Consider the following 20,778-nt stretch of genomic DNA (forward strand, 5'->3'; position numbering starts at 1 on the left):
GCACGGCGGGTGTAGAACCGCGCTGCGCCGGGCATTAGAACGTCGAGGACTTATCCCCAGGAGGCATCCCATGAAAGACCCCGTCGACCATGCTCGCACCACCCGGCCGCATGCCGGCGAATCCTTCAAGGACGGCACGAATGCTCCGGGTCTGGTGGCTCTTGCCCTCGCAGTTGCCACCCTGGTCGTGAGCCTGTACTTCTTCGCCGAGGCTCAACCGGACACAGGTGGAGTGACGCTGGCAATCGCGGCCGTGCTGGCTGTGGTGGGTGGCGCGTGGCTCTTCACGCGGCACCGCCGCATCCGGCGCCGTGAGCTCGACTATCTCCACTCGCATCCTGGTGAGCCGCGGACGCCGCCGACGAGCTGACTCGGAGCCGGGATATCTCCCTTGCCGCGCAGTCGATCTCGCCCGGCCCCTTGAACACGAAGTGTTTTCCGGCGGGCGGGCCGGGTATCTGCTCTGTCATGACACCACAACAGTTCCCGGACGCAGTTCCCGACGCGGACGCCGTCGAGCAGTCGCGTGACGTCCACGAACAGGTCCTCGACGATGAAGCAGCGGTCACCGGCAGCGACAACCCACCGACGGAGGCCGCCCCGCACGATTGGGTGGAGCAGACCACGGACGTCGAAATAGACGCCGATGAAGACGATTTCGGACGCGACGCCTGAGATGGACACGCCGCTCGCCTATCCCGCGCCAGGATGATGTTTGGGCGCAAGCCGCACGGGAAATCCCTGCTCCATGATCATTCGTAGGATCGCCCGCCCGCTTCTTGCCACCGCGTTCATCGGACAGGGCGTCGAAACCCTGTTGAACACCGACTCCGGCGCCGAGGCCGTACAGCCGGCGCTCGACGGCCTGAAGGACATGCCGGATCCCGTGGCACGCAACGTGCCGTCCAACGCCGTCGCCGTGGCGCAGGCGACCGCGGCCGCCCAGGTCGCCGGTGGGCTGCTGCTGGCCACCGGACGCATCCCACGCGTGGCCTCGGCGGTACTCGCCGCGACGGTGATTCCGGCAAACCTGGGGCACCACATGTTCTGGACCGAGAACGATCCCGAGGCGAAGGCCGCCAAGCGCCGCGGCTTCCTGGCCGACCTCAGCCTGCTCGGCGGTCTGATCCTCGCCTCGGCGGATACCGCCGGAAAGCCGTCGCTGGGCTGGCGGGGACGGCGGGCCGCGCAACGGGCAGCCGAGGCCCTCTCATCGACCGTCCCATCGCGGACGGAAGTCGCGCTCGAGCACGGCCGTGAACTCGCCGGCGTCGCGCGCGAGAAATTGGAGGACGGACTGGAAAAGGCTGCCCCCTATGCGGAATCGGCCTACCGGAAAGCCAGCGCGCGTGCTTCTGAATTGGCCGACACCCTAGGAGACGGCTTGGAAAAGGCTGCCCCGTATGCGGAATCGGCCTACCGGAAGGCCAGCGCGCGTGCTTCGGAGCTGGCCGACACCGCAGTCACTACCGCGAAGAAGGCGAAAGCCCGGGCCTGAGGCCCGGGCTTTCGCCCCCTCGCGTCGTGTCAATACCAGTAACGGCGTCCGGCGACGGCATGACCGGCCGCCCCGAGGAGCCAGAAGACCGCGCCCACCACGACGAGCACGATGCCCAGGACCCACAGCAGATACACGTTGAAGACGAAGCCCAGGATGAGCAGGACTACTCCCAAAGCAATCATGATGATCGTTTCCTTATCTCAGACGCGGCTTACCGCATCGCACTTGGTTGTGGCAGTCGGCAATCGACGACCTTCGGATTGACCCCGGCGTAGTTCAACGGCCCAGCGACCACGGTCAGCGCGATACGCCCTGCCGAGCCGCAGCTGGTGTCGCCGCCGCGGAAATAGTCGCGCTGCCAAGCTGCCAATACACCGATCAGCAGCCAGACCACCACGATGACGCCCACGCTTCCTCGCAACATGGCTCCTCCTACACAGACCTCTCTGGTCTCATGAAAAGAAGTACCCATGGGCGCGTGATGGCAAACTAACGCGCGGGAAAGCCGTCACTGGTCCAGCCGAAGACGTGTCGCCAGCTCGAGGAACGCCATGGCGAAGTCGTTCCCGGCCACCAGCTCTCGAATGCGCGGCCAGTCGAGCTGCTCACGGACAGCGCGCACCGCCGGCAGCAGCGGAGCGAAGTCACAGTGGTGCTCATTGAGGGTCAGCAGCTTCTGAGTGATCACCGCATCGGGGGTCAGCACCGGCATCGAGATGGCCAGCACTTCACGCACCACGGCGCCGGCGAGCAGGGCGGAGTCCACCGGCACACCGTTGAGCCGGTGCAGGACGTCGACGAGGACGCCGTCGACGTGCGCCTTGAACAGCCAATCCTCAGGTGTCCGCTCGATGTCGAAGCCGTTCTGCCCCAGGATTTTCACCGCCGACTCGGTGTCCTCCTCAGGCACGACGAAGTCGACATCGTGATCGGGCTCCGGGGCGCCGTGGACCCACAGGGCGTAGCTGCCGGCAAGGGCGAAGCTCTGGGCATTGGCCTTGAAGGCACTCGCCGCGGCGCGCAGTGCATCTCGCAGTTGGGTGCGCTCAGGACACATGACGGACCGCGCGATCAAAGCCGGTATTCGCGGGTATCGAGACATCATGACTTCGATGCGCCTCGCGACCTTCAACATCCTGCACGGCCGCACCGTCGGCGACGGCGTCCACCTCGACAGGCTGCGCCGCAGTATCAGCATTCTCGACCCGGACATCCTGGCGCTGCAGGAAGTGGATTTCGACCAATCGCGTTCCGGCCGAGCGGATCTGACCGCCATCGCGGCTGAAGTGATGAACGCGGTCTCGCACCGGTTCGTCGCCGCCATCACCGGAACGCCGGGCGCCACCTGGATCGCGGCCACCGGCGAGGAACATCCGGAATCGGCGGCATACGGCATCTCGCTGCTCTCGCGCTATCCGGCGACCAGCTGGCAGGTACTGCGGCTGCCGCGGATACCGACCCGCTTTCCGATGTATCTGCCGGTCCCCGGAAAAGTGATGATCGTGCACGAGGAGCCCCGCGCGGCGGTGCTCGCACGGCTCGATACGCCGTTGGGCGCCATGACGATCGCCGGTACGCACTTGTCGTTCGTGCCCGGCTGGAATCGGCATCAACTGCGGCAGCTGGCCCGTACCGTTCGCGCCCTGCCGGGGCCGCACATCATCGCCGGCGACTTGAACATGGCGACAGGGCCGGCGGTGCGCTGGACGGGCATGCGCCCGCTCGCGTGTGCCGACACCTTCCCGGCCGAAGAACCGACTCAGCAGCTCGACCACCTTCTCACCGACGACCGGCAGCTGACCGTGCTCCGACATGCCACCCCGCGGGTGGAACTCTCGGATCACCGTCCCTTGGCTGTCACCGTGACCCGGCATTGACGGTAGTTACCCGTTCCGGCGGCATCAAAACCGTTCACCTCGAGCCGCGTTACCGATTCGATGCGTTTGCCGATACAACTTCGCGGCTATATCGGAGAGGTTGAATCCAGAGAGGAAGCCCGATGCTGAGCTCCGAAATCTCCCGCGAGTGCGCAAACGTATATCTACCGCAACATGATTCGCGACTGCTGATCGATACCATGCACCACTGCTGCCACCCGGCGGGTATGCGCGTCGCGGACCTGTGTACGGGAAGCGGGGTGGCAGCGATTGCTGCGTCCGGTGCCGGAGCAGACAGCGTCGTCGCCTTCGATACGTCACGCGCCGCCATCGCGGCGGCCCGCGCCAATGCTCGACTCGCCCAATCCCCGATCGATGCGCGGCTCGGTTCCTGGTCGGCGGCACTGGAACTCGAGCCGTTCGACCTGGTGCTGTGCAACCCGCCGTACGTGCCGGAGCCCGCGAGCCGGGAGCCGGTGATCGTCGGCGCCGGCGGCCCGCCCACATCGTTCAATGCCGGTCCCGACGGCCGACTCATCCTCGATCCGCTCTGCGCCGCGGCACCCGCACTGCTCAAGCGCGGTGGCACACTGCTCATCGTTCAGTCCGAGTTCGCCGGTGTCGCGAGCAGCGTCACCGCCTTGCGGGACGGCGGACTTCAGGCCGCTGTGGTGGCGCGCCGGACCATCCCGTTCGGGCCCGTGATGACCGCACGGGCACGCTGGCTGGAAGACACCGGTCGCTTGACGCCCGGACGACGCACCGAAGAACTGGCCGCCATCAAGGCGGTGAAGCCATGAGCCCCAGCCGAAGAACCGTGCGCATCGTCCCCCGCGGCCCGATGTTGATCCAGGGACCGGTCGAGGTCGAACTGGAAGACGGCACCCGGGTCTGCTCCGACAGATTCATGGTCGCCATCTGCTGCTGCCAGCGCAGCAAAACGTATCCGTGGTGCGACACCAGCCATCGGCGACAGAACCGTTCTGCCGCCGATGGCCGAAAGTCCGGCGTCGATCAGGCGCAACCCACTTGAGCTCGCAAATCGCGCAAGGTGCGGTCCAGTATCCGTGACACATGCATCTGGGAAACGCCGATCGAGTCGGCGATCTGACGCTGCGTCATGGCACCGAAGTACCGCAGATAAAGCACCTTCTGCTCGCGTCGAGGCAGCGCCGCCAGCAGGGACCGTACCGATTCGCGATCCGTCACACGGTCGAAGCCGGCGTCCATCTCACCGAGCGAGTCACCCAGCGCCTGCGCGCGCGCATCGTCGTCGCTGACGTTCACGTCGAGCGACTGGGGCTGATACGCCTTGGCTGCCACGATGCTCTCGACGACCTGGTCACGGTCTATCTCCAGTTCCTTGGCGAGCTCCTCGATACTCGGCGCCCTTCTCAGGTCGCTCGTCAAATATGCAGTAGCACAGGCAATATCGTGCTGCCGATCGCGAATTCGCCTGGGTACGTGCACTTTCCAGCCATAGTCACGGAAGTACCGGCGCAACTCCCCCATCATCGTGGGAAGGGCGAACGCGACGAATCGTGATCCCCGCGCGGGATCGAATCGGTTGACCGCCTGCAGCAACCCCACCCGGGCCACCTGGATCAGGTCTTCGAGGTTCTCGCCTCGGCGGTCGAAGTGGCGGGCCACCCGGTCCGCCAGCGGGCAGCACCGCAGCACGATCCGTTCGAGTTGACGCGCGTAGGCGTCCGAGTCGGGCGGTAATTGACGGAGCACCGCGACCATCGCGACCACGTCCGCGTATTCGTCAGGACTTTGATCCGAGCCCGCCTCAACCGGCTCGCTCGTTTCGCGAAAGTCGTTTTCCAACACAGAAACTGACATGCAGCACCCCTTCCAGGGTGTGACAGCACGCACGACACCACCGATTGACGGCATACACAATTACGGGGTCCGCGACGTGCTGGCTTCCGCCGTGGAGGCGGAACGGCAATCTGCCGAAGTCGAGCCCGGCCGCAACCGGCGAATCCTGAGAATGGAGGCCCCGCTCTGGACCGGATTCACGCGCCGAGCTGCAGTCTCTCGACCGACGCCGCTTTTGGCTAAGCGGCCACGCTGTACAACAGCGTCGTCCTTCTCACACTACACGGGGCTACCCGGCGCCACCACCAGAACGGGCGATGTATTCCTGCGCCTTGGTCTTCATCCCCTGATACACCAGGTGCCAGCCGTTGGGATCGCCCTTGAGAATCGCGGCCGTCAGATCTTTGATCTGTTCGTAGGTGGCGTGCGGCGGGATCGGCGGCACTTCGGGGTCGCACCGCACGTCCAGCACCACGGGGTGGTCGGCACCCAGCGCCCGATCCCAGGCCTCGCCGAGCCGCTCGGGGTTGTCAACCGCGATGCCATCCAGCCCCATGGCACAGGCGATTTCGGCATACGAGACGTCCGGTAGCGATTGTGACGGCACGAACTTGGGCGCTCCTCCCATTGCCCGCAACTCCCAGGTGACCTGATTGAGGTCACCGTTGTGGAAGACACACACCACCAGGCGCGGGTCGGACCATTGCTCGGCGTAGCGCTTGATGGTCAGCAGCTCAGCCATGCCATTCATCTGCATCGCGCCGTCTCCGACGAGCGCCACCACGGGACGGTCCGGATGCGCGAACTTCGCACCGATCGCGTATGGCACCCCGGGTCCCATGGTGGCGAGCGTGCCCGATAGCGAACCCCGAATCTCACCACGGAACTTCAGACACCGCGCGTACCAATTGGTGGACGAACCGGAGTCGGCCGTCACGATGGCGGTCGACGGTATCCGCCGCGAAAGTTCCCACGCGATCCGCATCGGGTTCACCGGTCGGGCCGACAACATGCACTGACGCTCGATGGTGTCCCACCAGCGAGAGACGTTGTGCTCGATGGTATCTCGCCATGTACTGCAGGTCCGACGGGATCACCAGGGCCGTCGGCGCAGGTGGATGGCGCCCGGACCCGACGTCGCCATACAGACACCGACACCCCCGCCGAATTTGGCGTACCCCGTGGCGCCGAACGCTGCCATCTCTTCGTGACGGGTCTGAATGAATTGCGGCTCATCGTCACTGCGGCCGAATGCGGCGACGATCCCGTTGATGCCGTCGCCCGGATAGGCGAACACGTGACGCACATGCCATTGCCTCAGCCGCTCGAGCAGGTAATCCCCAACAGTCATCGTCATCCCGGCGTGGTACCCCTGAGGTACCGGACGAAACAGGCGTTTCGCGGTTCGGCCGCCCGGGTACGCCCCCAACAGGACAGTACGAAGGAAGCCGCTACCACCCGGGAGGTGTCGATGTCTGAGGTCCAGGCCGGGGCGATCGCGCAACACGATGCAGACGCACAGGAAGCCGGACACCGGCGACGCACCGTCATCAACTGGGTGCTGGCCGGCCTCACCGTGCCAGGCGCCTTCGCGATCATCCTGTATCAGTACGCCCAGGTCCTCGCGACCGCGGGCTGTTCCGAACAGACCTGCGCCAAGCTGGGCCCGAGCCCGTTCGTGTTCGGCCTCATCGAGTACGGCGCGCCAGTGGTCGCTGTGCTGGCCATCGCGCTGTCCTTCGTGACGGCACGCACCCGACGCGGCATCGTGGTACCGCTGGTCGCCTGGGCCTTGTTGATCGCCGGATTCGTCGTGCTCACCTTCACCTTCGAAACCCCCTGAGAGTCAAGGGGTTCCGATGACCATCGATACCAACATCGAAGCCGTCCGACCTGCGGACGTGACGAAGGGTGACATCATCGAGGACCCGGCCGGTGGCCGGTGGCTCACCGTCCGTGAGATCCGGGTGGACTCCTCACGCTACCGAGACGTCTTCAGTTTTTACGGTTCGGGGCCCGACGACCGCGTCATCGTCGTCGACACGGAAAAGGTTCGACGCAAGAGCGATGTATCCGATGACGGACGAGCACGGTGATCTGGGACCGTCCGACCAGAGATGGGACCGGATGGCCCGTCACGAGACCGAAACCCAACGGCTGGACCGCAATTGGTCGAGTCTGTTGCAGGAACTGCGTGTCGCACAGACCGGAGTACAGCTGCTCACCGGTTTCCTGCTGACCCTGCCGTTCCAACAGCGGTTCAGCACACTGGATGACCAGAGCCAGACCGTCTACCTCGCGACCGTCGGCTTCTCGGTCGCGTCGACGATTCTGCTGATCGCCCCAGTCGGCATGCACCGCATCCTGTTTCGGCAACGGCGCATGCCGCTGATCGTCGCCGCGGCACATCGATGCGCCTTCTACGGCCTGTTGTTGCTCGGGATCGCCCTGACCGGCGTGACCGAGTTGATCTTCGGCACGGTCGCGGGCCAGGTGGCGGGCTGGGTCGCCGGCGGCATCGGGCTGGCCGGCTTCTGCACGTTCTGGGTATTGGTGCCGTTGGCGATGCAGAACAGCAGACGCAGCGATACCGCTCGCGCACAATAGTTTTCGAACACGAAGCGGCCCGGCCTCCCCACGGTTGAAGGAGGCCGGGCCGTTCTGGCTTACTGGTTCTGCTGCTGGCGCTTCTCAGCGGCCGCCGCGCCGGCACGGGCCGACTCAGCTTCCGCCTCACGCTTGGCCGCATCGCGTTCGGCGTCGGCCTTGTCCTGCTGTGCCTGTCCCTCACGGACCAGGTCATCCCGGCCGACGACGCTCCCTGCGGCTTCCTTCAGCTTGCCCTTGACACCCTCGACGGTGCCCTTGATGCCCTCTTCGGGACCACTCTTGTGCTCTCCCACTGCATTTCCTCCTTGTATTGCGGCTCTTGAACTCCGGCACTACCGACATACCTGGTCTGTACCCATCGGAAACCTCCTCTGACGCAACGTTTCACCAAAATCTGGCACGGGTACCCGAGTGTCCAGGAGTTGATCACCATGCGAAATACCCGGCGTGACCAGGGAGTACGGCATCACCATCGCCGATGCAGTCCGCAATCTCAGGCGATCGGCGCCGTCTGTCGGATGTTCGTGAAGAACGTGGTGCGGATGTGGGCCCTGCAACCGAATCTGCATTGGCCCTTCAGTTCCATCGATCAGGTCGCCGCGCTGGCCCCGCTGCCGAGATCGACGACTGTGCAACGGGTCCGCCTACCGTCCTGTCCGGCCGAATTGATCGGCACCGCAGGCTCGTCGGCCCGTCGCGCCATTCTCTACCTGCACGGCGGGGCGTTCCTCACCTGCGGCCTCAACACGCACCGATCCCTGGTGGCGCGGCTGGCCCGCAGCGCTGAGGCCGAGGTGCTCAACGTCGGCTACCGCATGCTGCCCGACCACGGGCTGTCTGCGGCGCTGGCCGACGCGGCCGACGGGCTCCACTGGCTGCTGCACCGCGGCTACCGCTGGTCCGAGATCGTGGTGGCCGGGGACTCCGCGGGCGGCTACCTCGCGCTGCAGACGGCTGCGGAACTGCTTCGGCACGGTCACCCTTCGACCGCCGGCGTGGCGGCCATCTCTCCCCTGACGACGCTGAACCCGCGCGACAAATCCCCCGGTGGCAAGGACCGCTGCGCCATGTTCACCGCGCGCGCGATGACGTCGTTCATGCGCTACGTCGCCACGCATGGTGAGAAGGGCACGTCCGGGCAACCCATCGCCTCACCCGTCGACGCGGACCTGCACCAGATGCCGCCGGTGTCGATCCACGTCAGCAGCGACGAGTTCCTCCGGCCTGACGCAGAACTGATGTACGAACGCCTGACCGCAGCGGGGGCGCAGTGCGAACTTCATATGTGGGACGGGCAGATTCACGATTTTCCGCTCGCCGCCGCCGTCCTGCCCGAAGGACGCCGGGCCATCCGCTACATCGGCGACTTCGTCAAGGAGGTCACCCCCGTGGCGGACAGCGACACACCGGAATATCCGTCGGCCGCCTCGCTGTGAACCAGGGCCGCCAACCGCCGCGTTTGTTGGCCATCGCCTTGGGTAACCAGACACGGTGGACGAAACATCGAATGCGAAGCACGAGCAGCTCGACGCCGCGCGGGTCGACAACAACGCGGGGTACCTGACCACCCAACAGGGGGTGCGGGTTCCGCACACCGACGACGCCCTCACCGCAGGTGAGCGCGGTCCGACCCTGCTGGAGGATTTCCATGCGCGGGAGAAGATCACACACTTCGACCACGAACGCATTCCGGAGCGCGTCGTGCACGCGCGCGGCGCAGGGGCCTACGGTTACTTCGAGCCCTACGACGACTCGCTGGCCGACTTCACCACGGCGAAATTCCTGACCACGCCGGGCCTGCGCACGCCGGTGTTCGTGCGCTTCTCCACCGTCGCCGGCTCCCGCGGCTCCGCAGACACCGTGCGTGACGTACGCGGCTTCGCCACCAAGTTCTACACCGAGCAAGGCAACTACGACCTCGTCGGCAACAACTTCCCCGTCTTCTTCATCCAGGACGGCATCAAGTTCCCCGACTTCGTGCACGCGGTGAAGCCGGAGCCGCACAACGAGATTCCGCAAGCCGCGTCCGCCCACAACACGCTGTGGGACTTCGTGTCGCTGCAACCGGAAACGCTTCACGCGATCATGTGGCTGATGTCCGACCGAGCGCTGCCCCGCAGCTACCGGATGATGCAGGGCTTCGGTGTGCACACCTTCCGGTTGGTGAACGCCGCCGGCCAGGGCGTCTTCGTGAAGTTCCACTGGACGCCGAAACTCGGGGTGCACTCACTGCTGTGGGAGGAATGCCAGCAGATCGCCGGTAAGGATCCGGACTTCAATCGCCGTGACCTGTGGGACGCCATCGAGGCCGGCCAGTTCCCCGAGTGGGAGCTGGGTGTACAGCTGATCCCCGAGTCCGATGAGTTCGCCTTCCCGTTCGATCTGCTCGATGCGACCAAACTCGTTCCCGAGGAACGGGTTCCGGTGATACCCGTCGGCCGGATGGTGCTCGACCGCAACCCCGACAACTTCTTCGCCGAGACCGAACAGGTCGCCTTCCACACCGCCAATCTGGTACCCGGTATCGACTTCACCAATGATCCCCTGCTGCAGCTCCGCAATTTCTCGTACCTCGACACCCAGCTGATCCGCTTGGGTGGGCCCAATTTCGCGCAACTGCCGGTCAACCGGCCGATCGCGGCAGTCACCAACAATCAGCGGGATGGCTACGGCCAGCACACCATTGCCCAGGGGACCACGAGTTACCTCAAGAACAACCTCGGCGGTGGCTGTCCGGCGCTGGCGGATGCGGACGCCTACCGGCACTACACCGAACGCGTCGACGGTCAGAAGATCCGTAGCCGCGCAGAGAGTTTCAAAGACCACTACAGCCAGGCCCGGATGTTCTGGCTCAGTATGTCGACCGTCGAGAAGGACCACATCGTCGCCGCGTTCTCGTTCGAACTCGGCAAGGTCGGACCCGAGACCGGCATCCGGCCCCGAGTCATCGCACAGCTCAACATGATCGATCACGAGCTCGCCGAGCGGGTCGCCGCCAAGCTCGGACTGCTTGCGCCTGACGAGGTCGCCGTGCCCGACCACGTGACGCCGTCGCCGGCACTGTCGCAGATGAATACCGCGACCGATTCCATTGTCAGCCGCCGAATCGCCGTCCTGGCCGCCGACGGCGTGGACCTGCGCGGCACCGAGCGGACTGCCGCCGCGCTCAGGGAGCAGGGCGCCACCGTCGACGTCGTCGGCCTCATCGGGGGCGGCACCATCACGACCGACACCGGCCAGGAACTCGGCGTGGATCTCGGGCTCAACACCACGTCGTCGACGCTCTACGATGCCGTGCTGGTTCCGGGGGCGCTGGACTCCGTCGAGCTGCTCGCCCAGGACGGTTCGGCGATCCATTTCGTCGCCGAGGCCTACAAGCACCTGAAGCCCATCGCCGCGTTCGGTGCGGGCGTCGGCCTGCTGCGCGCCGCGGGCATCAATCCCGAATCCGCCGGGCTCACCGAAACCCACACGGACAGAGGCGTTGTCACCACGACCTCACACGGCGGCGCGCTTGACGCGCTGTTCGTCGAGGCCTTCATCGACACGATCCGGCGCCACCGGACCTGGAACCGGGCGACGGAGGCGGTGCCGGCCTGATGTCTACGCCCCGCCACCCCTACTCCGAGCCGGATGATGACCACATGCTCACCCCGAGCGAGTCCACCGACTCCGACGAGTTGCACAACCGCGACGGTGATCAAACCGTCGAGCCACCCGAGGGCTGGCATGGAGCGGATCAATTCGGTCTGCTCGAAGACGAAGCAGAGCAGGGTGAATCACTCGACGACAAGCTCGCGGCCGAAGAGCCGGATGTGCTCGGCGCCGCGGTGACACCGGAGACCGAGGAGGACGCCTCGTTCTTTCCCGTCGTGGACGACGATTCGGACACCAATTAACCACCGTGAGGAGGAGTGTCATGCCGAAGACCACGAAGCAGGGGCAAGCCAAGAAGAGTGAGCTGCCCAGCACGCTGCAGAAGTCGAGCCCCAAGGCGCAACGCACTTTCGCGAAAGCGCACGACTCGGCCGCCGAGGAGTACGGCGAAGGTGAACGTGCCCACCGGGTCGCGTACTCAGCCCTGAAGCACAGCTATGAGAAGGTCGGCGACCACTGGGAGAAGAAGGACCACAAGGGCCCGTCCGACGAGCGGGCGCGCAGCGGCGGGCCCAACGCCCGCGGCAAGTCCGCCGAGGGCGTGGATACCCAGGCCACCAAGAAACACCTCATGGACGTCGCGCGCCGACTGGACATCCGGGGCCGGTCGACCATGAACAAGGGCGAGCTGGTCGAGGCGATCGAGAAGGCCAACCGGCGGGCGAGCCGCCGTTAGCGAACTACCACTGACCGAGCTGGCACTGCACGTTGTACGGCGCGGTCTGGTGCGCTGCCGACTGCCCGTCGACCGCGATGTCGCACGTCGAGTCCGGGGCGGCCTGGCCACCGTGCGTGGTGCTGCTGACGGTGAAGATGGCCCACTGCGGGTCGGCGAGCGTCGTGGTGAACACCCACGGGGCGTCCGGACCGACGGTGACCGTCTCGCGCTTGAGGTAGGCGTAGGCGTCGGCGTTGTACGCGGCCTTGTTCGCCGGCTGATTGACCAGGTAGAGCAGGTCGAAGGTGGCGGGGCCGCCGACCGACAGCGTGTACCGGACCTCGTGGCCGGCCGGGGCGGCAGACGCCACCGGCGCCATCAGCCCAGCGGCCGCCACTGCTGCCGCGCCACACACCACTGACAACTTGACTGTCGCTTTACGCATGCCGGTCATATCGACTGACCGTACCGGACCGTTACACCCTGCATCAGCCGTATCACCCCGCCTGCAGCTCCAGCAACACCGTCACCGGCCCGTCGTTGACCAGTTCGACGTGCATGTGGGCGCCGAACTGCCCGGTGGCGACCTCGGCCCCCAGTGCCCGCAGCGCCGCCGCGAACTCGTCGACGAGTGGCTCGGCAACCGGCCCGGGCGCCGCGGCATTCCAGGACGGCCGGCGCCCCTTGGCGGTGTCGGCGTAGAGGGTGAACTGACTGACCAGGAGGATCGGGGCGCCCGCGTCGGCGGCGCTCAGCTCGCCGTCGAGGATGCGCAGTCGCCACAGCTTGTCGGCCATCTTGCGCACCACCGCGGCGTCGTCGGTGTGGGTGACACCGACGAGCGCCACCAGGCCCTGAGGGTTCGGGGTGATCTCACCGACGGTCCGCCCGTCGACCGTCACCCGCGCCGACGTCACCCGCTGCACCAATACCCGCACATTCGCAGATGCTGCCACAGCAGTTTCGTGGTACCTGTGGTGGTCATGGACGGCCCATCCTGGCGCGGTACTCCCCTGACCCGGCGTTCGATCCTGGCCGGCCTCGGCGCCGTCGGGGCGTTCCTCGCCGTGGACCTCGGACTGGTCGCGTACACCAGCCGCGCCGGGACGCTGACCCGCCAGACGTTCCTGGACGGCTTCCGGAGCGTCTTCGGCGCTCACCCCGGATTCCGGAAGAACCATGCCAAAGGCGTCTCGGTGGTCGGCCACTTCATGAGCAACGGCAACGCGGCCGCCCTGTCCCGTGCCGCGGTCTTCGGGCCGGGTGAGACGCCCGTCGCAGGTCGCTTCTCTCTGGCCGGTGGGGACCCAACGGTCGCCGACACCCCGGGCGCAGCGCGCGGGCTCGGGCTGGCCATCGGCTTCCCGGGCGCCGGCCAATGGCGTACCGCGATGCTGAACCTTCCGGTGTTCGTCGACAATTCACCGCAGGGCTTCTATGACCGACTATTGGCGTCCAAGCCGGTGGCCGGCACGGGGAAGCCCGACCCGCAGCTGATGGCCGACTTCCTCAGCCGGCATCCCGAGACCGCGGCGGCGACGGCACTGGTCAAGAAGAGCCCGCCCACACCGGGTTTCGCCGACAGTACGTTCGCGGGTCTGCACAAGTTCTATCTGGTGAACCATTCCGGTATCCGCACGCCGGTCCGGTGGTCGTTCGTGCCGCAGCAGACGGCGCTGCCACCGAAGTCCGACGATCCCAACGCGTTGTTCGACGCGCTGATCATCCAGTTGAAAAAGACTCCGCTGCAATGGAATCTGCGACTGACGGTCGGGCGCGACGGCGACCCGACCGACCCGACGCTGCCCTGGCCGGCCGACCGGCAGGTCATCGACGCCGGCGTCCTGACCCTCACCGAAGCCCAGACCGACGCCGCCGGCAACGCTCGCGACATCAACTTCGATCCGCTGGTCCTGCCCGACGGCATCGAGCCGTCCGACGATCCGCTGCTCAGCGCCCGGTCGGCGGTGTACGCCGGGTCATACCGGGCCCGGACCATCGAACCGAAAACCGCTCCGGCCGTTCAGGTTCAGGAGGTCAAGCCGTGACCGACCGCTTCCCCATCCGCACCCGCGTGTTGCACTGGCTGACCGCGGTCGCCGTGTTCGCCGCGCTGCTGATCGGCTTCACCATGACCAACCGGATCGGCTCCCACGGCGCCCTGGTCGCCGTCCACATGACGCTGGGCATCAGCATCCTGGTCATCGTGATCGTCCGGGCGGCAAACAGATTCACCCACAAGGCGCCGAAGTGGCCCGACACCGTGGGGCCGCTGGAGGGCAAACTGGTCGCCGCGTCCGAACTGGGCATGTACGCCATGCTGCTGGCGCAGCCACTGGTCGGCTGGGCCATGGTGTCGGCGTCGGGCAGCCCGGTGCGGGCATTCGGTTTGACGCTCCCCGGCCTCGTCCCCTTCGACGGTGACCTGTACGGCATTCTGCGGCAGGCACATTCGGTGGTGGCCTACCTGTTGGTGGCCGCCATCGCCGCGCACGTCAGCGCCATCCTGCTCCACACCCTGACGCTGCGCGACGGCATGCTCCGCCGCATGACTCACTAACCCATCTACCGCGAGTGTGCGTGTCTGCACGCGACACGCCATGAGTTGCGGACGTTTTCGTCGCACTCACCGCCCGCGAAGGTGCGCGGACTGCTCACCTACCGCGGCGTGTCGTGCGCAGACACGCACGCTCGCGGTCAAAGGGACTAACCCAGCCGGGCAGCGACCTGGGTGACGACGTCGGCGATGGGCACGTCGACCTGCTCGCCGTTCGACAGGTCCTTGACGCCGACGGTGCAGGCCTCGATGTCGCGGTCACCGGCCACCAGCGCCACCTTGGCGCCCGAGCGGTCGGCGGCCTTCATCGCACCCTTGAGGCCACGGTCGCCGTAGCACATGTCGGTGCGGACACCCGAACCACGCAGGGCCGCAACGATCTTCGCCAGTTCCAGCTTGGCCGGTGCGCCCAACGGCACGGCGTACACGTCGACCGCCGCGGGAGACGCCACCGTCTTGCCCTCGGCCTTCAGCGCCAACACCGTGCGGTCCACGCCGAGGCCGAAGCCGATGCCGGACAGGTCCTGCCCGCCCAACTGCTTCATCAGGCCGTCGTAGCGGCCGCCGCCACCGATGCCGGACTGGGCGCCGAGGCCGTCGTGCACGAACTCGAACGTGGTCTTGGTGTAGTAGTCCAGGCCGCGGACCATGCGCGGGTTGATCACGTACGGCACGCCCAGCGCATCCAGGTGCGCCAGCACGGTGTCGAAGTGTTCCTTGGCGGCCTCCGACAGGTGATCGAGCATCACCGGGGCATCGGCCGTCATCTCCTTGACGTGCGGGCGCTTGTCGTCGAGCACCCGCAGCGGGTTGATCTCGGCGCGGCGCCGGGTGTCTTCGTCGAGGTCGAGCTTGAACAGGAAGTCCTGCAACAGCTTCCGGTACTGGGGCCGGCAGGTGTCGTCACCCAGCGACGTGATCTCCAGGCGGAAACCGTCGAGGCCCAGCGAGCGGAAGCCGGCGTCGGCGACGGCGATCACCTCGGCGTCCAGTGCCGGATCGTCGATGCCGATGGCCTCCACACCCACCTGCTGCAGCTGGCGGTAGCGGCCGGCCTGCGGCCGCTCGTACCGGAAGAACGGTCCGGAGTACCGCAGCTTGGCCGGCAGCGCGCCGCGGTCCAGCCCGTGTTCGATGACGGCCCGCATGACGCCGGCGGTGCCTTCCGGCCGCAGCGTGACAGAGCGGTCACCGCGGTCGGCGAAGGTGTACATCTCCTTGGACACCACATCGGTGGACTCACCCACACCGCGGGCGAACAGCGCGGTGTCCTCGAACACCGGCAGCTCGATGTGGCCATACCCGGCCAGCCGCGCGACGTTCAGCAGTCCGTCGCGTACCGCGACGAATTCCGCCGAGTCCGGGGGCAGGTAATCCGGGACGCCCTTGGGCGCCTGAAAATCGCTCAACTTGATAAGCCTTCGAGGAATGGGTTGGTGCGGCGTTCGGCGCCGATCGTGGTCTGTGGGCCGTGCCCAGGTAGTACCACGGTGTCGTCGTCGAGCACCAACAGTTTTGTCACGATCGAGTTCAGCAGGTCCCGGCCGCTGCCGCCCGGGAGATCGGTGCGGCCCACCGACTGCTTGAACAAGGTGTCGCCGGTGAACGCCAGCTCGGCGGGACCGTCGCTCACGCGGAACACCACCGAGCCCCGGGTGTGCCCCGGAGTGTGGTCCACCGTCACGGTGATGCCGCCCAGGTAGAGCTTGTCACCGTCGCGGTCGAGTTCGACGACCTGATTGGGCTCGGAGAACAGCACCCCGAACGCCAGCTGGGCCAGCCGCGGACCGAACCCCTTGATGGGATCGGTCAGCATGAACCGGTCCTCGGGGTGGATGTACACCGGACAGCCGTAGGTGTCCGCCACCTTCTGCGCCGACCAGATGTGGTCGACGTGGCCGTGGGTGAGCAGCACCGCCGACGGGGTGAGCCGGTTCTCATCCAGAATCTCGCGGATGCGGCCCATGGCCCGCTGGCCCGGGTCGACGATGATGGCGTCCGACCCGGCGCGCGCCGCGAGGACGTAGCAGTTGCACTGCAACATCCCGGCCGGAAACCCCGTCAACAACACGCAGCCATTTTCCCACGTGGGAAACTGCCTCCATGACGCAGCCAGGACCCTGGGGACCCCCGCCGCCCGACCAGCCCCAGTACTACGGTGCGCCGCAATACGTTCCGGGCTTTCCGCCGCCGAAGAAGTCCCGCACCGGCTGGGTGATGTTCGCCGTGATCTCCGTCATCGCGCTGGTCGCGGCCGGCGTCGCCGCCGTCATCGTGCTTCGGCACAAGAACGTGCCCGTGGGTGGGGCCGCCGAGACGTCGTCCACCGACGCCGGTCCGACGCCGCTTCGCTCGATCCGGCTGGCCGCGCCCAACGTCGCCACCAAACCGGGCAGCTCCGAGCCGAAGGCCACACTGACGGTCTACGAGGACTTCCTGTGCCCGTTCTGCGGCCGGTTCGAGCAGGTCTACGGCCCGACCATCGGCAAGCTGATCACCGACGGCCGTATCGCCGTGGACTACACCATGGTGTCGATCCTCGGCCGCGGCGACCTGACGTCGTACTCGGTCCGGGCCGGCGCGGCGGCGTACTGCGTGGCCGACGCCGACACCGCGGCGTTCCAGCGGTTCCACGCCGCGCTGTTCGCGCATCAGCCCGACGAGTCGGCGCAGACCTTCCCGTCCGACGACGAGCTGGTCGCACAGGCCGAGAAGGCCGGCGCACCGGATTCCGTCGCCGATTGCATCACCGGTGGCAAGTACCGCGCCATGGTCAACAACGCGGTGAAGAGCGCGGGCATCAATTCGACGCCGACGGTTCTGCTCAACGGCACCGACATCGGGGATGCCGTGCTGCTGCATCCCGATCCGCAGGCGCTGCTGGACCAGCTCAAGACCGTCTCAGGGTGACCTGGCACACTCGGTGCCGACCATAAGTCGGGGCACTTCGCCCCGACCGTGACGAGGAGGGCTTCGGCGGTGCCGACGAATGAACAACGGCGGGAGACCGCCAAGCGCAAGCTGGAACGGCAGTTGGAGCGCCGGGCCGAGAAGGCCCGCAAGCAGCGCATCATGACCATCGCCGCGTCGGTGGTCGCGGTGCTCGCGGTGATCGGTGGCGTCGTCTTCGGTGTCATCTATCTCAACAAGGACTCCAAGTCCTCGTCGGCGACGGCGTCGGCCTCGACCGAGAGCTCGACCGCCCCGGCGCAGAACCCGCCCGCTGACGGCAAGCTGCCACCGTTCGTGGCGCCCGCCGGCCTCGGCGAGAACTGCCAGTACCCGGCGTCGTCGGAGCAGGCCAGCAAGAAGGTCAACCCGCCGCGCACCGGCAAGATCCCCACCACCCCGCCGACGGTGACGGCCAGCATGAGCACCAACCAGGGCAACCTCGGGCTGACGCTGGACAACGCCAAGGCCCCGTGCACCGTCAACAGCTTCGCCAGCCTGGCGCAGCAGGGCTACTTCAACGACACGCCGTGCCACCGGCTGACCAAGGGCGGCCTGGACGTCCTGCAGTGCGGTGACCCGACCGGCTCCGGTATGGGCGGCCCCGGCTACCAGTTCGCCAACGAGTACCCGACCAACCAGTACCAGCCCGACAGCCCGGCGCTGAGCCAGCCGGTCGTCTACCCGCGCGGCACGCTCGCGATGGCCAACGCCGGCCCGAACACCAACGGCAGCCAGTTCTTCCTGGTCTATCAGGACTCGCAGCTGCCGCCGGGCTACACCGCGTTCGGCACCGTCGACGCCACCGGCCTGGCCACCCTGGACAAGATCGCCCAGAACGGCATCGAGGGCGGCGCCGGCGACGGCAAGCCCGCGCAGCCGGTCACGGTGAAGTACATCCAGCTGGACTGACAGTTCACGAACAAGGCCCGGTCACCACGGTGACCGGGCCTTGTTCGTGTTAGGCCCTGCGCGGACCCGGCAGCGGTGGAATCATGCGCATCGTGGCGAACACCAAACCGCAGACCATCTCGTACCCGGCGCCCGGCTCCCGGCCGAACCGCCACGACGATGTCGCCGTCGACCCACACGTGATCGTGCTGTTCGGCGCGACCGGCGACCTCGCCAAACGCAAACTGCTGCCCGGCCTGGCCTATCTGGACCAGTCCGAACTCGCGCCCGACATCCAGATCGTCGGGACCTCGCTGGAGGACCTGAGCATCGAGGAGTTCCGGGAGCTCGCCAAGGCCGCGATCGATGAATTCGGCAGCCATCACCTGACCGACGAGCAGTGGGAACGATTCGCCGCGACGCTCACCTACGTGCCGCAGAGCGCCGGGCCGTCCGGGCTCGCGGCTGCGGTCGCCGCTGCCGAGAAGAAGCTGGGCCCGAATGTGCGCCGCCTGCACTATCTTTCGGTACCGCCGAAGGCCGCGCGCGCCGTCATCGCAACACTGGACGAGGCCGGCCTCGTCGAGCGCTCCCGGGTCGTCATGGAGAAGCCGTTCGGGACCGACCTGGCCAGTGCGGTCGAACTCAACAACTTCGTCCACGAAACCTTCGACGAGGCACAGATTTTCCGGATCGACCACTTTCTGGGCAAGGAAGCCGCGCAGAACATCCTGGCGTTCCGGTTCGCCAACGGCCTGTTCGAGCCGATCTGGAATCGCAACTTCATCGACCACATCCAGATCGACATTCCCGAGATGCTCGGCCTGGACGCCCGCGCCAACTTCTACGAGAGCACCGGCGCCTACAAGGACATGGTGGTCACCCACCTGTTCCAGGTGATGGCCTTCGTGGTGATGGAGCCGCCGACAGCACTGGAACCGCGCGCCATCAGCGAGGAGAAGAACAAGGTCTTCCGGTCCATGCTGCCGGTGAAGGTGTCCGACGTCGTCCGCGGGCAGTTCACCGGCTACCGCGAACTCGAGGGCGTGGCAAGGGATTCCGATACGGAGACGTTCATCGCCCTGAAGGTCGGCATCGACAACTGGCGTTGGGCCGGGGTGCCGATCTATCTGCGCACCGGCAAGAAGATGGCCGAGGGCATGCGCATCATCTCGATCGCCTTCAAGGAGGCACCGCGCACCATGTTCCCGTCGGGTTCGGGCGTCGGGTCTCAAGGGCCCGACCACCTGACCTTCGACCTGGCCGACAACTCGAAGGTGTCGCTGTCGTTCTACGGCAAGCGGCCCGGGCCGGGAATGAAGCTCGAGAAGCTCTCGATGCAGTTCTCGGCCACCGAGGCCGACGGCGCCGATCAGGTACTGGAGGCCTACGAGCGGTTGATCCTCGATGCCATGCGCGGCGACCACACGCTGTTCACCACTGCCGAGGGCATCGAGTCGCTGTGGGCGAATTCGGCTGCGCTGCTGGCGGATCCGCCGCCAGTCAAGAACTACCAGCCCGGCACCTGGGGCCCCAACGCCATCCACCAACTGATCGCGCCCAACGCCTGGCGGCTGCCGTTCGAACGGGGTTGGCGGGAGGCCAAGAAGAAGTAGGTTCTACGGCCGTGGCGCCGCGGTCGCCTGCTCGAGCTGCAGGATGGCCGCGTCGACCATGGTCTGGATGATTTCGCAGGTGCTGAAATCGCTCATCCACAGGTGCGGCGTGTCGGTGCGGTGCAGCATCGCGACACCGTGCAGCGCGACCGACAGCGCCGCGGCCACCCGCTTCGCGTCGGGTCCCGGCTCGGAGTCGGGATCCATACCGCCGGCGGCCAGCAGGCCGCGCGTCACCACCTCGAGCGCCTGGCGCGCCGACGGGGTGATCTCGTCCACCTTGACCATCAACACATAACGCAACGGAAAGCGTTGGGCGAACGCGACATACGCGCGGCAGCCGAGCAGCAGACGCTCGCGCCGCGTCTTGCCGCTCGGTACCTGCTCGGCGATGTCCTGGTTCACCTGATCCCAGCTCAGCTCCGCCACGGCCGCCAGCACGTCCTCGCGACTGTCGAAGTGGGCGTACACCGACATGTTGGAGATGCCAGCCTCGCGCGCGATGCTGCGCAACGACACCTCGTTCGTGGACTCGGACGAGTCGACCACCCGGATCGCAGCGGCCAGGATTTCATCGCGCAACAGCGCGCCTTGCCCCCGCACATTCCGCTGCCGTGTCGAGCCCGCCATGCCTTCAC

The 20,778-nt window shown here is 66.6% G+C and carries 29 protein-coding genes and 1 pseudogene; 18 read left to right on the forward strand and 12 right to left on the reverse strand.

Annotation, left to right across the window (positions count from 1 at the left end; translation table 11 throughout):
- The first annotated feature begins 70 nt into the window (after positions 1-70).
- The 3 genes from H289_RS0115495 to H289_RS34080 all read left to right on the forward strand — a co-directional run bounded on the left by H289_RS0115495 (position 71) and on the right by H289_RS34080 (position 1,498).
- The gene (locus tag H289_RS0115495) at positions 71-370 is read left to right on the forward strand and encodes a hypothetical protein (RefSeq protein WP_020101717.1); all 300 of its coding nucleotides are present in this window, start codon (positions 71-73) and stop codon (positions 368-370) included.
- Between the two features lie 98 nt (positions 371-468).
- Positions 469-675, forward strand: a complete 207-nt coding sequence (locus H289_RS0115500; protein WP_020101718.1) for an Rv3202a family protein — start codon at positions 469-471, stop codon at positions 673-675.
- A gap of 73 nt (positions 676-748) precedes the next feature.
- Positions 749-1,498 (forward strand): DoxX family protein, encoded by a 750-nt coding sequence (locus tag H289_RS34080; protein WP_020101719.1) that lies wholly within the window; start codon positions 749-751, stop codon positions 1,496-1,498.
- A gap of 29 nt (positions 1,499-1,527) precedes the next feature.
- Here the strand turns inward: H289_RS34080 and H289_RS33430 are convergent, their stop codons facing one another.
- The 3 genes from H289_RS33430 to H289_RS0115520 all read right to left on the reverse strand — a co-directional run bounded on the left by H289_RS33430 (position 1,528) and on the right by H289_RS0115520 (position 2,558).
- Positions 1,528-1,683: a DUF6131 family protein gene (locus H289_RS33430; RefSeq protein WP_020101720.1), complete on the reverse strand. Its 156-nt coding sequence runs from the start codon at positions 1,681-1,683 to the stop codon at positions 1,528-1,530.
- 29 nt (positions 1,684-1,712) lie between these two features.
- Positions 1,713-1,925, reverse strand: coding sequence for a hypothetical protein (locus H289_RS0115515; protein ID WP_090562272.1), 213 nt, complete (start codon positions 1,923-1,925; stop codon positions 1,713-1,715).
- 84 nt (positions 1,926-2,009) lie between these two features.
- Positions 2,010-2,558 (reverse strand): nucleotidyltransferase family protein, encoded by a 549-nt coding sequence (locus tag H289_RS0115520; protein WP_020101722.1) that lies wholly within the window; start codon positions 2,556-2,558, stop codon positions 2,010-2,012.
- Between the two features lie 55 nt (positions 2,559-2,613).
- Here H289_RS0115520 and H289_RS0115525 point away from each other — a divergent pair, with 55 nt between their 5' ends.
- The 3 genes from H289_RS0115525 (at position 2,614) to H289_RS30595 (ending at position 4,411) form a co-directional block, all read left to right on the forward strand.
- Positions 2,614-3,378, forward strand: a complete 765-nt coding sequence (locus H289_RS0115525; RefSeq protein ID WP_029105290.1) for an endonuclease/exonuclease/phosphatase family protein — start codon at positions 2,614-2,616, stop codon at positions 3,376-3,378.
- A gap of 122 nt (positions 3,379-3,500) precedes the next feature.
- On the forward strand, positions 3,501-4,178 hold the full coding sequence (locus tag H289_RS0115530) for a methyltransferase (protein WP_051128506.1): 678 nt from the start codon (positions 3,501-3,503) through the stop codon (positions 4,176-4,178).
- The gene (locus H289_RS30595; protein WP_081633426.1) at positions 4,175-4,411 is read left to right on the forward strand and encodes a CDGSH iron-sulfur domain-containing protein; all 237 of its coding nucleotides are present in this window, start codon (positions 4,175-4,177) and stop codon (positions 4,409-4,411) included. The genes H289_RS0115530 and H289_RS30595 overlap by 4 nt, the downstream gene beginning before the upstream one ends.
- On the opposite strand, the gene H289_RS0115540 is transcribed toward H289_RS30595, so the two are convergent.
- The 3 genes and pseudogenes from H289_RS0115540 to H289_RS34085 all read right to left on the reverse strand — a co-directional run bounded on the left by H289_RS0115540 (position 4,393) and on the right by H289_RS34085 (position 6,559).
- Positions 4,393-5,124, reverse strand: a complete 732-nt coding sequence (locus H289_RS0115540; protein ID WP_081633444.1) for a SigB/SigF/SigG family RNA polymerase sigma factor — start codon at positions 5,122-5,124, stop codon at positions 4,393-4,395. The genes H289_RS30595 and H289_RS0115540 overlap by 19 nt on opposite strands.
- 367 nt (positions 5,125-5,491) lie before the next feature.
- Positions 5,492-6,277: pseudogene (locus H289_RS32455) on the reverse strand (thiamine pyrophosphate-dependent enzyme); the annotation flags it as partial.
- Positions 6,278-6,295: 18 nt separating this feature from the next.
- Entirely contained in the window at positions 6,296-6,559 is a 264-nt protein-coding gene (locus H289_RS34085; RefSeq protein ID WP_020101729.1) for a thiamine pyrophosphate-binding protein, read from the reverse strand.
- 114 nt (positions 6,560-6,673) lie between these two features.
- Between H289_RS34085 and H289_RS0115560 the strand changes: the two genes are divergently transcribed.
- The 3 genes from H289_RS0115560 to H289_RS0115570 are packed head-to-tail and all read left to right on the forward strand — an operon-like array spanning position 6,674 to position 7,809.
- Positions 6,674-7,045: a hypothetical protein gene (locus H289_RS0115560; protein WP_064979613.1), complete on the forward strand. Its 372-nt coding sequence runs from the start codon at positions 6,674-6,676 to the stop codon at positions 7,043-7,045.
- Positions 7,046-7,061: 16 nt separating this feature from the next.
- Positions 7,062-7,298, forward strand: coding sequence for a hypothetical protein (locus H289_RS0115565; protein ID WP_020101731.1), 237 nt, complete (start codon positions 7,062-7,064; stop codon positions 7,296-7,298).
- The gene (locus H289_RS0115570) at positions 7,279-7,809 is read left to right on the forward strand and encodes a DUF6328 family protein (protein WP_020101732.1); all 531 of its coding nucleotides are present in this window, start codon (positions 7,279-7,281) and stop codon (positions 7,807-7,809) included. The genes H289_RS0115565 and H289_RS0115570 overlap by 20 nt, the downstream gene beginning before the upstream one ends.
- A gap of 59 nt (positions 7,810-7,868) precedes the next feature.
- Here the strand turns inward: H289_RS0115570 and mbp1 are convergent, their stop codons facing one another.
- Positions 7,869-8,105, reverse strand: coding sequence for a microaggregate-binding protein 1 (gene mbp1 / locus H289_RS0115575; protein WP_020101733.1), 237 nt, complete (start codon positions 8,103-8,105; stop codon positions 7,869-7,871).
- A 225-nt stretch (positions 8,106-8,330) separates the two neighbouring features.
- Between mbp1 and H289_RS0115580 the strand changes: the two genes are divergently transcribed.
- From H289_RS0115580 to H289_RS0115595, 4 genes are read left to right on the forward strand one after another with little or no spacing between them, the layout of a single operon-like run.
- Positions 8,331-9,248, forward strand: a complete 918-nt coding sequence (locus H289_RS0115580; protein ID WP_020101734.1) for an alpha/beta hydrolase — start codon at positions 8,331-8,333, stop codon at positions 9,246-9,248.
- 55 nt (positions 9,249-9,303) lie between these two features.
- Positions 9,304-11,412, forward strand: coding sequence for a catalase (locus tag H289_RS0115585; protein ID WP_020101735.1), 2,109 nt, complete (start codon positions 9,304-9,306; stop codon positions 11,410-11,412).
- Positions 11,412-11,711 (forward strand): hypothetical protein, encoded by a 300-nt coding sequence (locus tag H289_RS30605; protein WP_081633427.1) that lies wholly within the window; start codon positions 11,412-11,414, stop codon positions 11,709-11,711. Before H289_RS0115585 ends, H289_RS30605 begins: the two co-directional genes overlap by 1 nt.
- Positions 11,712-11,731: 20 nt before the next feature.
- Positions 11,732-12,145, forward strand: a complete 414-nt coding sequence (locus H289_RS0115595) for a ChaB family protein (protein ID WP_020101737.1) — start codon at positions 11,732-11,734, stop codon at positions 12,143-12,145.
- Positions 12,146-12,149: 4 nt separating this feature from the next.
- Here the strand turns inward: H289_RS0115595 and H289_RS0115600 are convergent, their stop codons facing one another.
- Both H289_RS0115600 and dtd read right to left on the reverse strand, forming a co-directional pair.
- The gene (locus tag H289_RS0115600; RefSeq protein WP_020101738.1) at positions 12,150-12,581 is read right to left on the reverse strand and encodes an Rv2576c family protein; all 432 of its coding nucleotides are present in this window, start codon (positions 12,579-12,581) and stop codon (positions 12,150-12,152) included.
- Positions 12,582-12,624: 43 nt separating this feature from the next.
- The gene (gene dtd, locus H289_RS0115605; protein WP_029105294.1) at positions 12,625-13,065 is read right to left on the reverse strand and encodes a D-aminoacyl-tRNA deacylase; all 441 of its coding nucleotides are present in this window, start codon (positions 13,063-13,065) and stop codon (positions 12,625-12,627) included.
- Between the two features lie 45 nt (positions 13,066-13,110).
- Here dtd and H289_RS0115610 point away from each other — a divergent pair, with 45 nt between their 5' ends.
- Together H289_RS0115610 and H289_RS0115615 are read left to right on the forward strand one after the other, a co-directional pair.
- Positions 13,111-14,175 (forward strand): catalase family peroxidase, encoded by a 1,065-nt coding sequence (locus H289_RS0115610; protein ID WP_029105295.1) that lies wholly within the window; start codon positions 13,111-13,113, stop codon positions 14,173-14,175.
- Positions 14,172-14,687 (forward strand): cytochrome b, encoded by a 516-nt coding sequence (locus tag H289_RS0115615; protein WP_020101741.1) that lies wholly within the window; start codon positions 14,172-14,174, stop codon positions 14,685-14,687. Before H289_RS0115610 ends, H289_RS0115615 begins: the two co-directional genes overlap by 4 nt.
- Before the next feature lie 146 nt (positions 14,688-14,833).
- Here the strand turns inward: H289_RS0115615 and hisS are convergent, their stop codons facing one another.
- The gene (gene hisS, locus H289_RS0115620; protein ID WP_020101742.1) at positions 14,834-16,093 is read right to left on the reverse strand and encodes a histidine--tRNA ligase; all 1,260 of its coding nucleotides are present in this window, start codon (positions 16,091-16,093) and stop codon (positions 14,834-14,836) included.
- Entirely contained in the window at positions 16,090-16,755 is a 666-nt protein-coding gene (locus H289_RS0115625) for an MBL fold metallo-hydrolase (protein WP_029105296.1), read from the reverse strand. Before H289_RS0115625 ends, hisS begins: the two co-directional genes overlap by 4 nt.
- 32 nt (positions 16,756-16,787) lie before the next feature.
- On the opposite strand from H289_RS0115625, the gene H289_RS30610 reads away from it, so the two are divergent.
- The 3 genes from H289_RS30610 to zwf all read left to right on the forward strand — a co-directional run bounded on the left by H289_RS30610 (position 16,788) and on the right by zwf (position 20,140).
- Positions 16,788-17,594, forward strand: coding sequence for a DsbA family protein (locus H289_RS30610; RefSeq protein WP_081633428.1), 807 nt, complete (start codon positions 16,788-16,790; stop codon positions 17,592-17,594).
- A gap of 69 nt (positions 17,595-17,663) precedes the next feature.
- Positions 17,664-18,545, forward strand: a complete 882-nt coding sequence (locus H289_RS0115635; protein ID WP_020101745.1) for a peptidylprolyl isomerase — start codon at positions 17,664-17,666, stop codon at positions 18,543-18,545.
- A gap of 92 nt (positions 18,546-18,637) precedes the next feature.
- Positions 18,638-20,140, forward strand: coding sequence for a glucose-6-phosphate dehydrogenase (gene zwf / locus H289_RS0115640; protein WP_029105297.1), 1,503 nt, complete (start codon positions 18,638-18,640; stop codon positions 20,138-20,140).
- A 3-nt stretch (positions 20,141-20,143) separates the two neighbouring features.
- On the opposite strand, the gene H289_RS0115645 is transcribed toward zwf, so the two are convergent.
- Positions 20,144-20,770: a TetR/AcrR family transcriptional regulator gene (locus tag H289_RS0115645; RefSeq protein WP_225433664.1), complete on the reverse strand. Its 627-nt coding sequence runs from the start codon at positions 20,768-20,770 to the stop codon at positions 20,144-20,146.
- Positions 20,771-20,778: the final 8 nt, after the last annotated feature.

Source organism: Mycobacterium sp. 360MFTsu5.1 (assembly GCF_000383495.1).
Classification (GTDB): domain Bacteria; phylum Actinomycetota; class Actinomycetes; order Mycobacteriales; family Mycobacteriaceae; genus Mycobacterium; species Mycobacterium mucogenicum_B.

Excerpts from the sequence above, each read along its gene's own strand:
- H289_RS34085 (WP_020101729.1), bottom strand. The coding sequence starts at position 6,559 with ATGACGATGACTGTTGGGGATTACCTGCTCGAGCGGCTGAGGCAATGG.
- H289_RS0115565 (WP_020101731.1), top strand. The coding sequence starts at position 7,062 with ATGACCATCGATACCAACATCGAAGCCGTCCGACCTGCGGACGTGACG.
- H289_RS0115530 (WP_051128506.1), top strand. The coding sequence starts at position 3,501 with ATGCTGAGCTCCGAAATCTCCCGCGAGTGCGCAAACGTATATCTACCG.
- H289_RS0115495 (WP_020101717.1), top strand. The coding sequence starts at position 71 with ATGAAAGACCCCGTCGACCATGCTCGCACCACCCGGCCGCATGCCGGC.
- H289_RS30610 (WP_081633428.1), top strand. The coding sequence starts at position 16,788 with ATGACGCAGCCAGGACCCTGGGGACCCCCGCCGCCCGACCAGCCCCAG.
- H289_RS0115580 (WP_020101734.1), top strand. The coding sequence starts at position 8,331 with ATGTTCGTGAAGAACGTGGTGCGGATGTGGGCCCTGCAACCGAATCTG.
- H289_RS0115540 (WP_081633444.1), bottom strand. The coding sequence starts at position 5,124 with ATGGTCGCGGTGCTCCGTCAATTACCGCCCGACTCGGACGCCTACGCG.
- H289_RS30605 (WP_081633427.1), top strand. The coding sequence starts at position 11,412 with ATGTCTACGCCCCGCCACCCCTACTCCGAGCCGGATGATGACCACATG.
- H289_RS0115525 (WP_029105290.1), top strand. The coding sequence starts at position 2,614 with ATGCGCCTCGCGACCTTCAACATCCTGCACGGCCGCACCGTCGGCGAC.
- H289_RS0115570 (WP_020101732.1), top strand. The coding sequence starts at position 7,279 with ATGACGGACGAGCACGGTGATCTGGGACCGTCCGACCAGAGATGGGAC.
- H289_RS0115600 (WP_020101738.1), bottom strand. The coding sequence starts at position 12,581 with ATGACCGGCATGCGTAAAGCGACAGTCAAGTTGTCAGTGGTGTGTGGC.
- H289_RS0115515 (WP_090562272.1), bottom strand. The coding sequence starts at position 1,925 with ATGTTGCGAGGAAGCGTGGGCGTCATCGTGGTGGTCTGGCTGCTGATC.
- H289_RS0115610 (WP_029105295.1), top strand. The coding sequence starts at position 13,111 with ATGGACGGCCCATCCTGGCGCGGTACTCCCCTGACCCGGCGTTCGATC.
- H289_RS0115520 (WP_020101722.1), bottom strand. The coding sequence starts at position 2,558 with ATGTGTCCTGAGCGCACCCAACTGCGAGATGCACTGCGCGCCGCGGCG.
- H289_RS0115595 (WP_020101737.1), top strand. The coding sequence starts at position 11,732 with ATGCCGAAGACCACGAAGCAGGGGCAAGCCAAGAAGAGTGAGCTGCCC.
- H289_RS34080 (WP_020101719.1), top strand. The coding sequence starts at position 749 with ATGATCATTCGTAGGATCGCCCGCCCGCTTCTTGCCACCGCGTTCATC.
- H289_RS30595 (WP_081633426.1), top strand. The coding sequence starts at position 4,175 with ATGAGCCCCAGCCGAAGAACCGTGCGCATCGTCCCCCGCGGCCCGATG.
- H289_RS0115560 (WP_064979613.1), top strand. The coding sequence starts at position 6,674 with ATGTCTGAGGTCCAGGCCGGGGCGATCGCGCAACACGATGCAGACGCA.
- H289_RS0115500 (WP_020101718.1), top strand. The coding sequence starts at position 469 with ATGACACCACAACAGTTCCCGGACGCAGTTCCCGACGCGGACGCCGTC.
- H289_RS33430 (WP_020101720.1), bottom strand. The coding sequence starts at position 1,683 with ATGATTGCTTTGGGAGTAGTCCTGCTCATCCTGGGCTTCGTCTTCAAC.
- H289_RS0115645 (WP_225433664.1), bottom strand. The coding sequence starts at position 20,770 with ATGGCGGGCTCGACACGGCAGCGGAATGTGCGGGGGCAAGGCGCGCTG.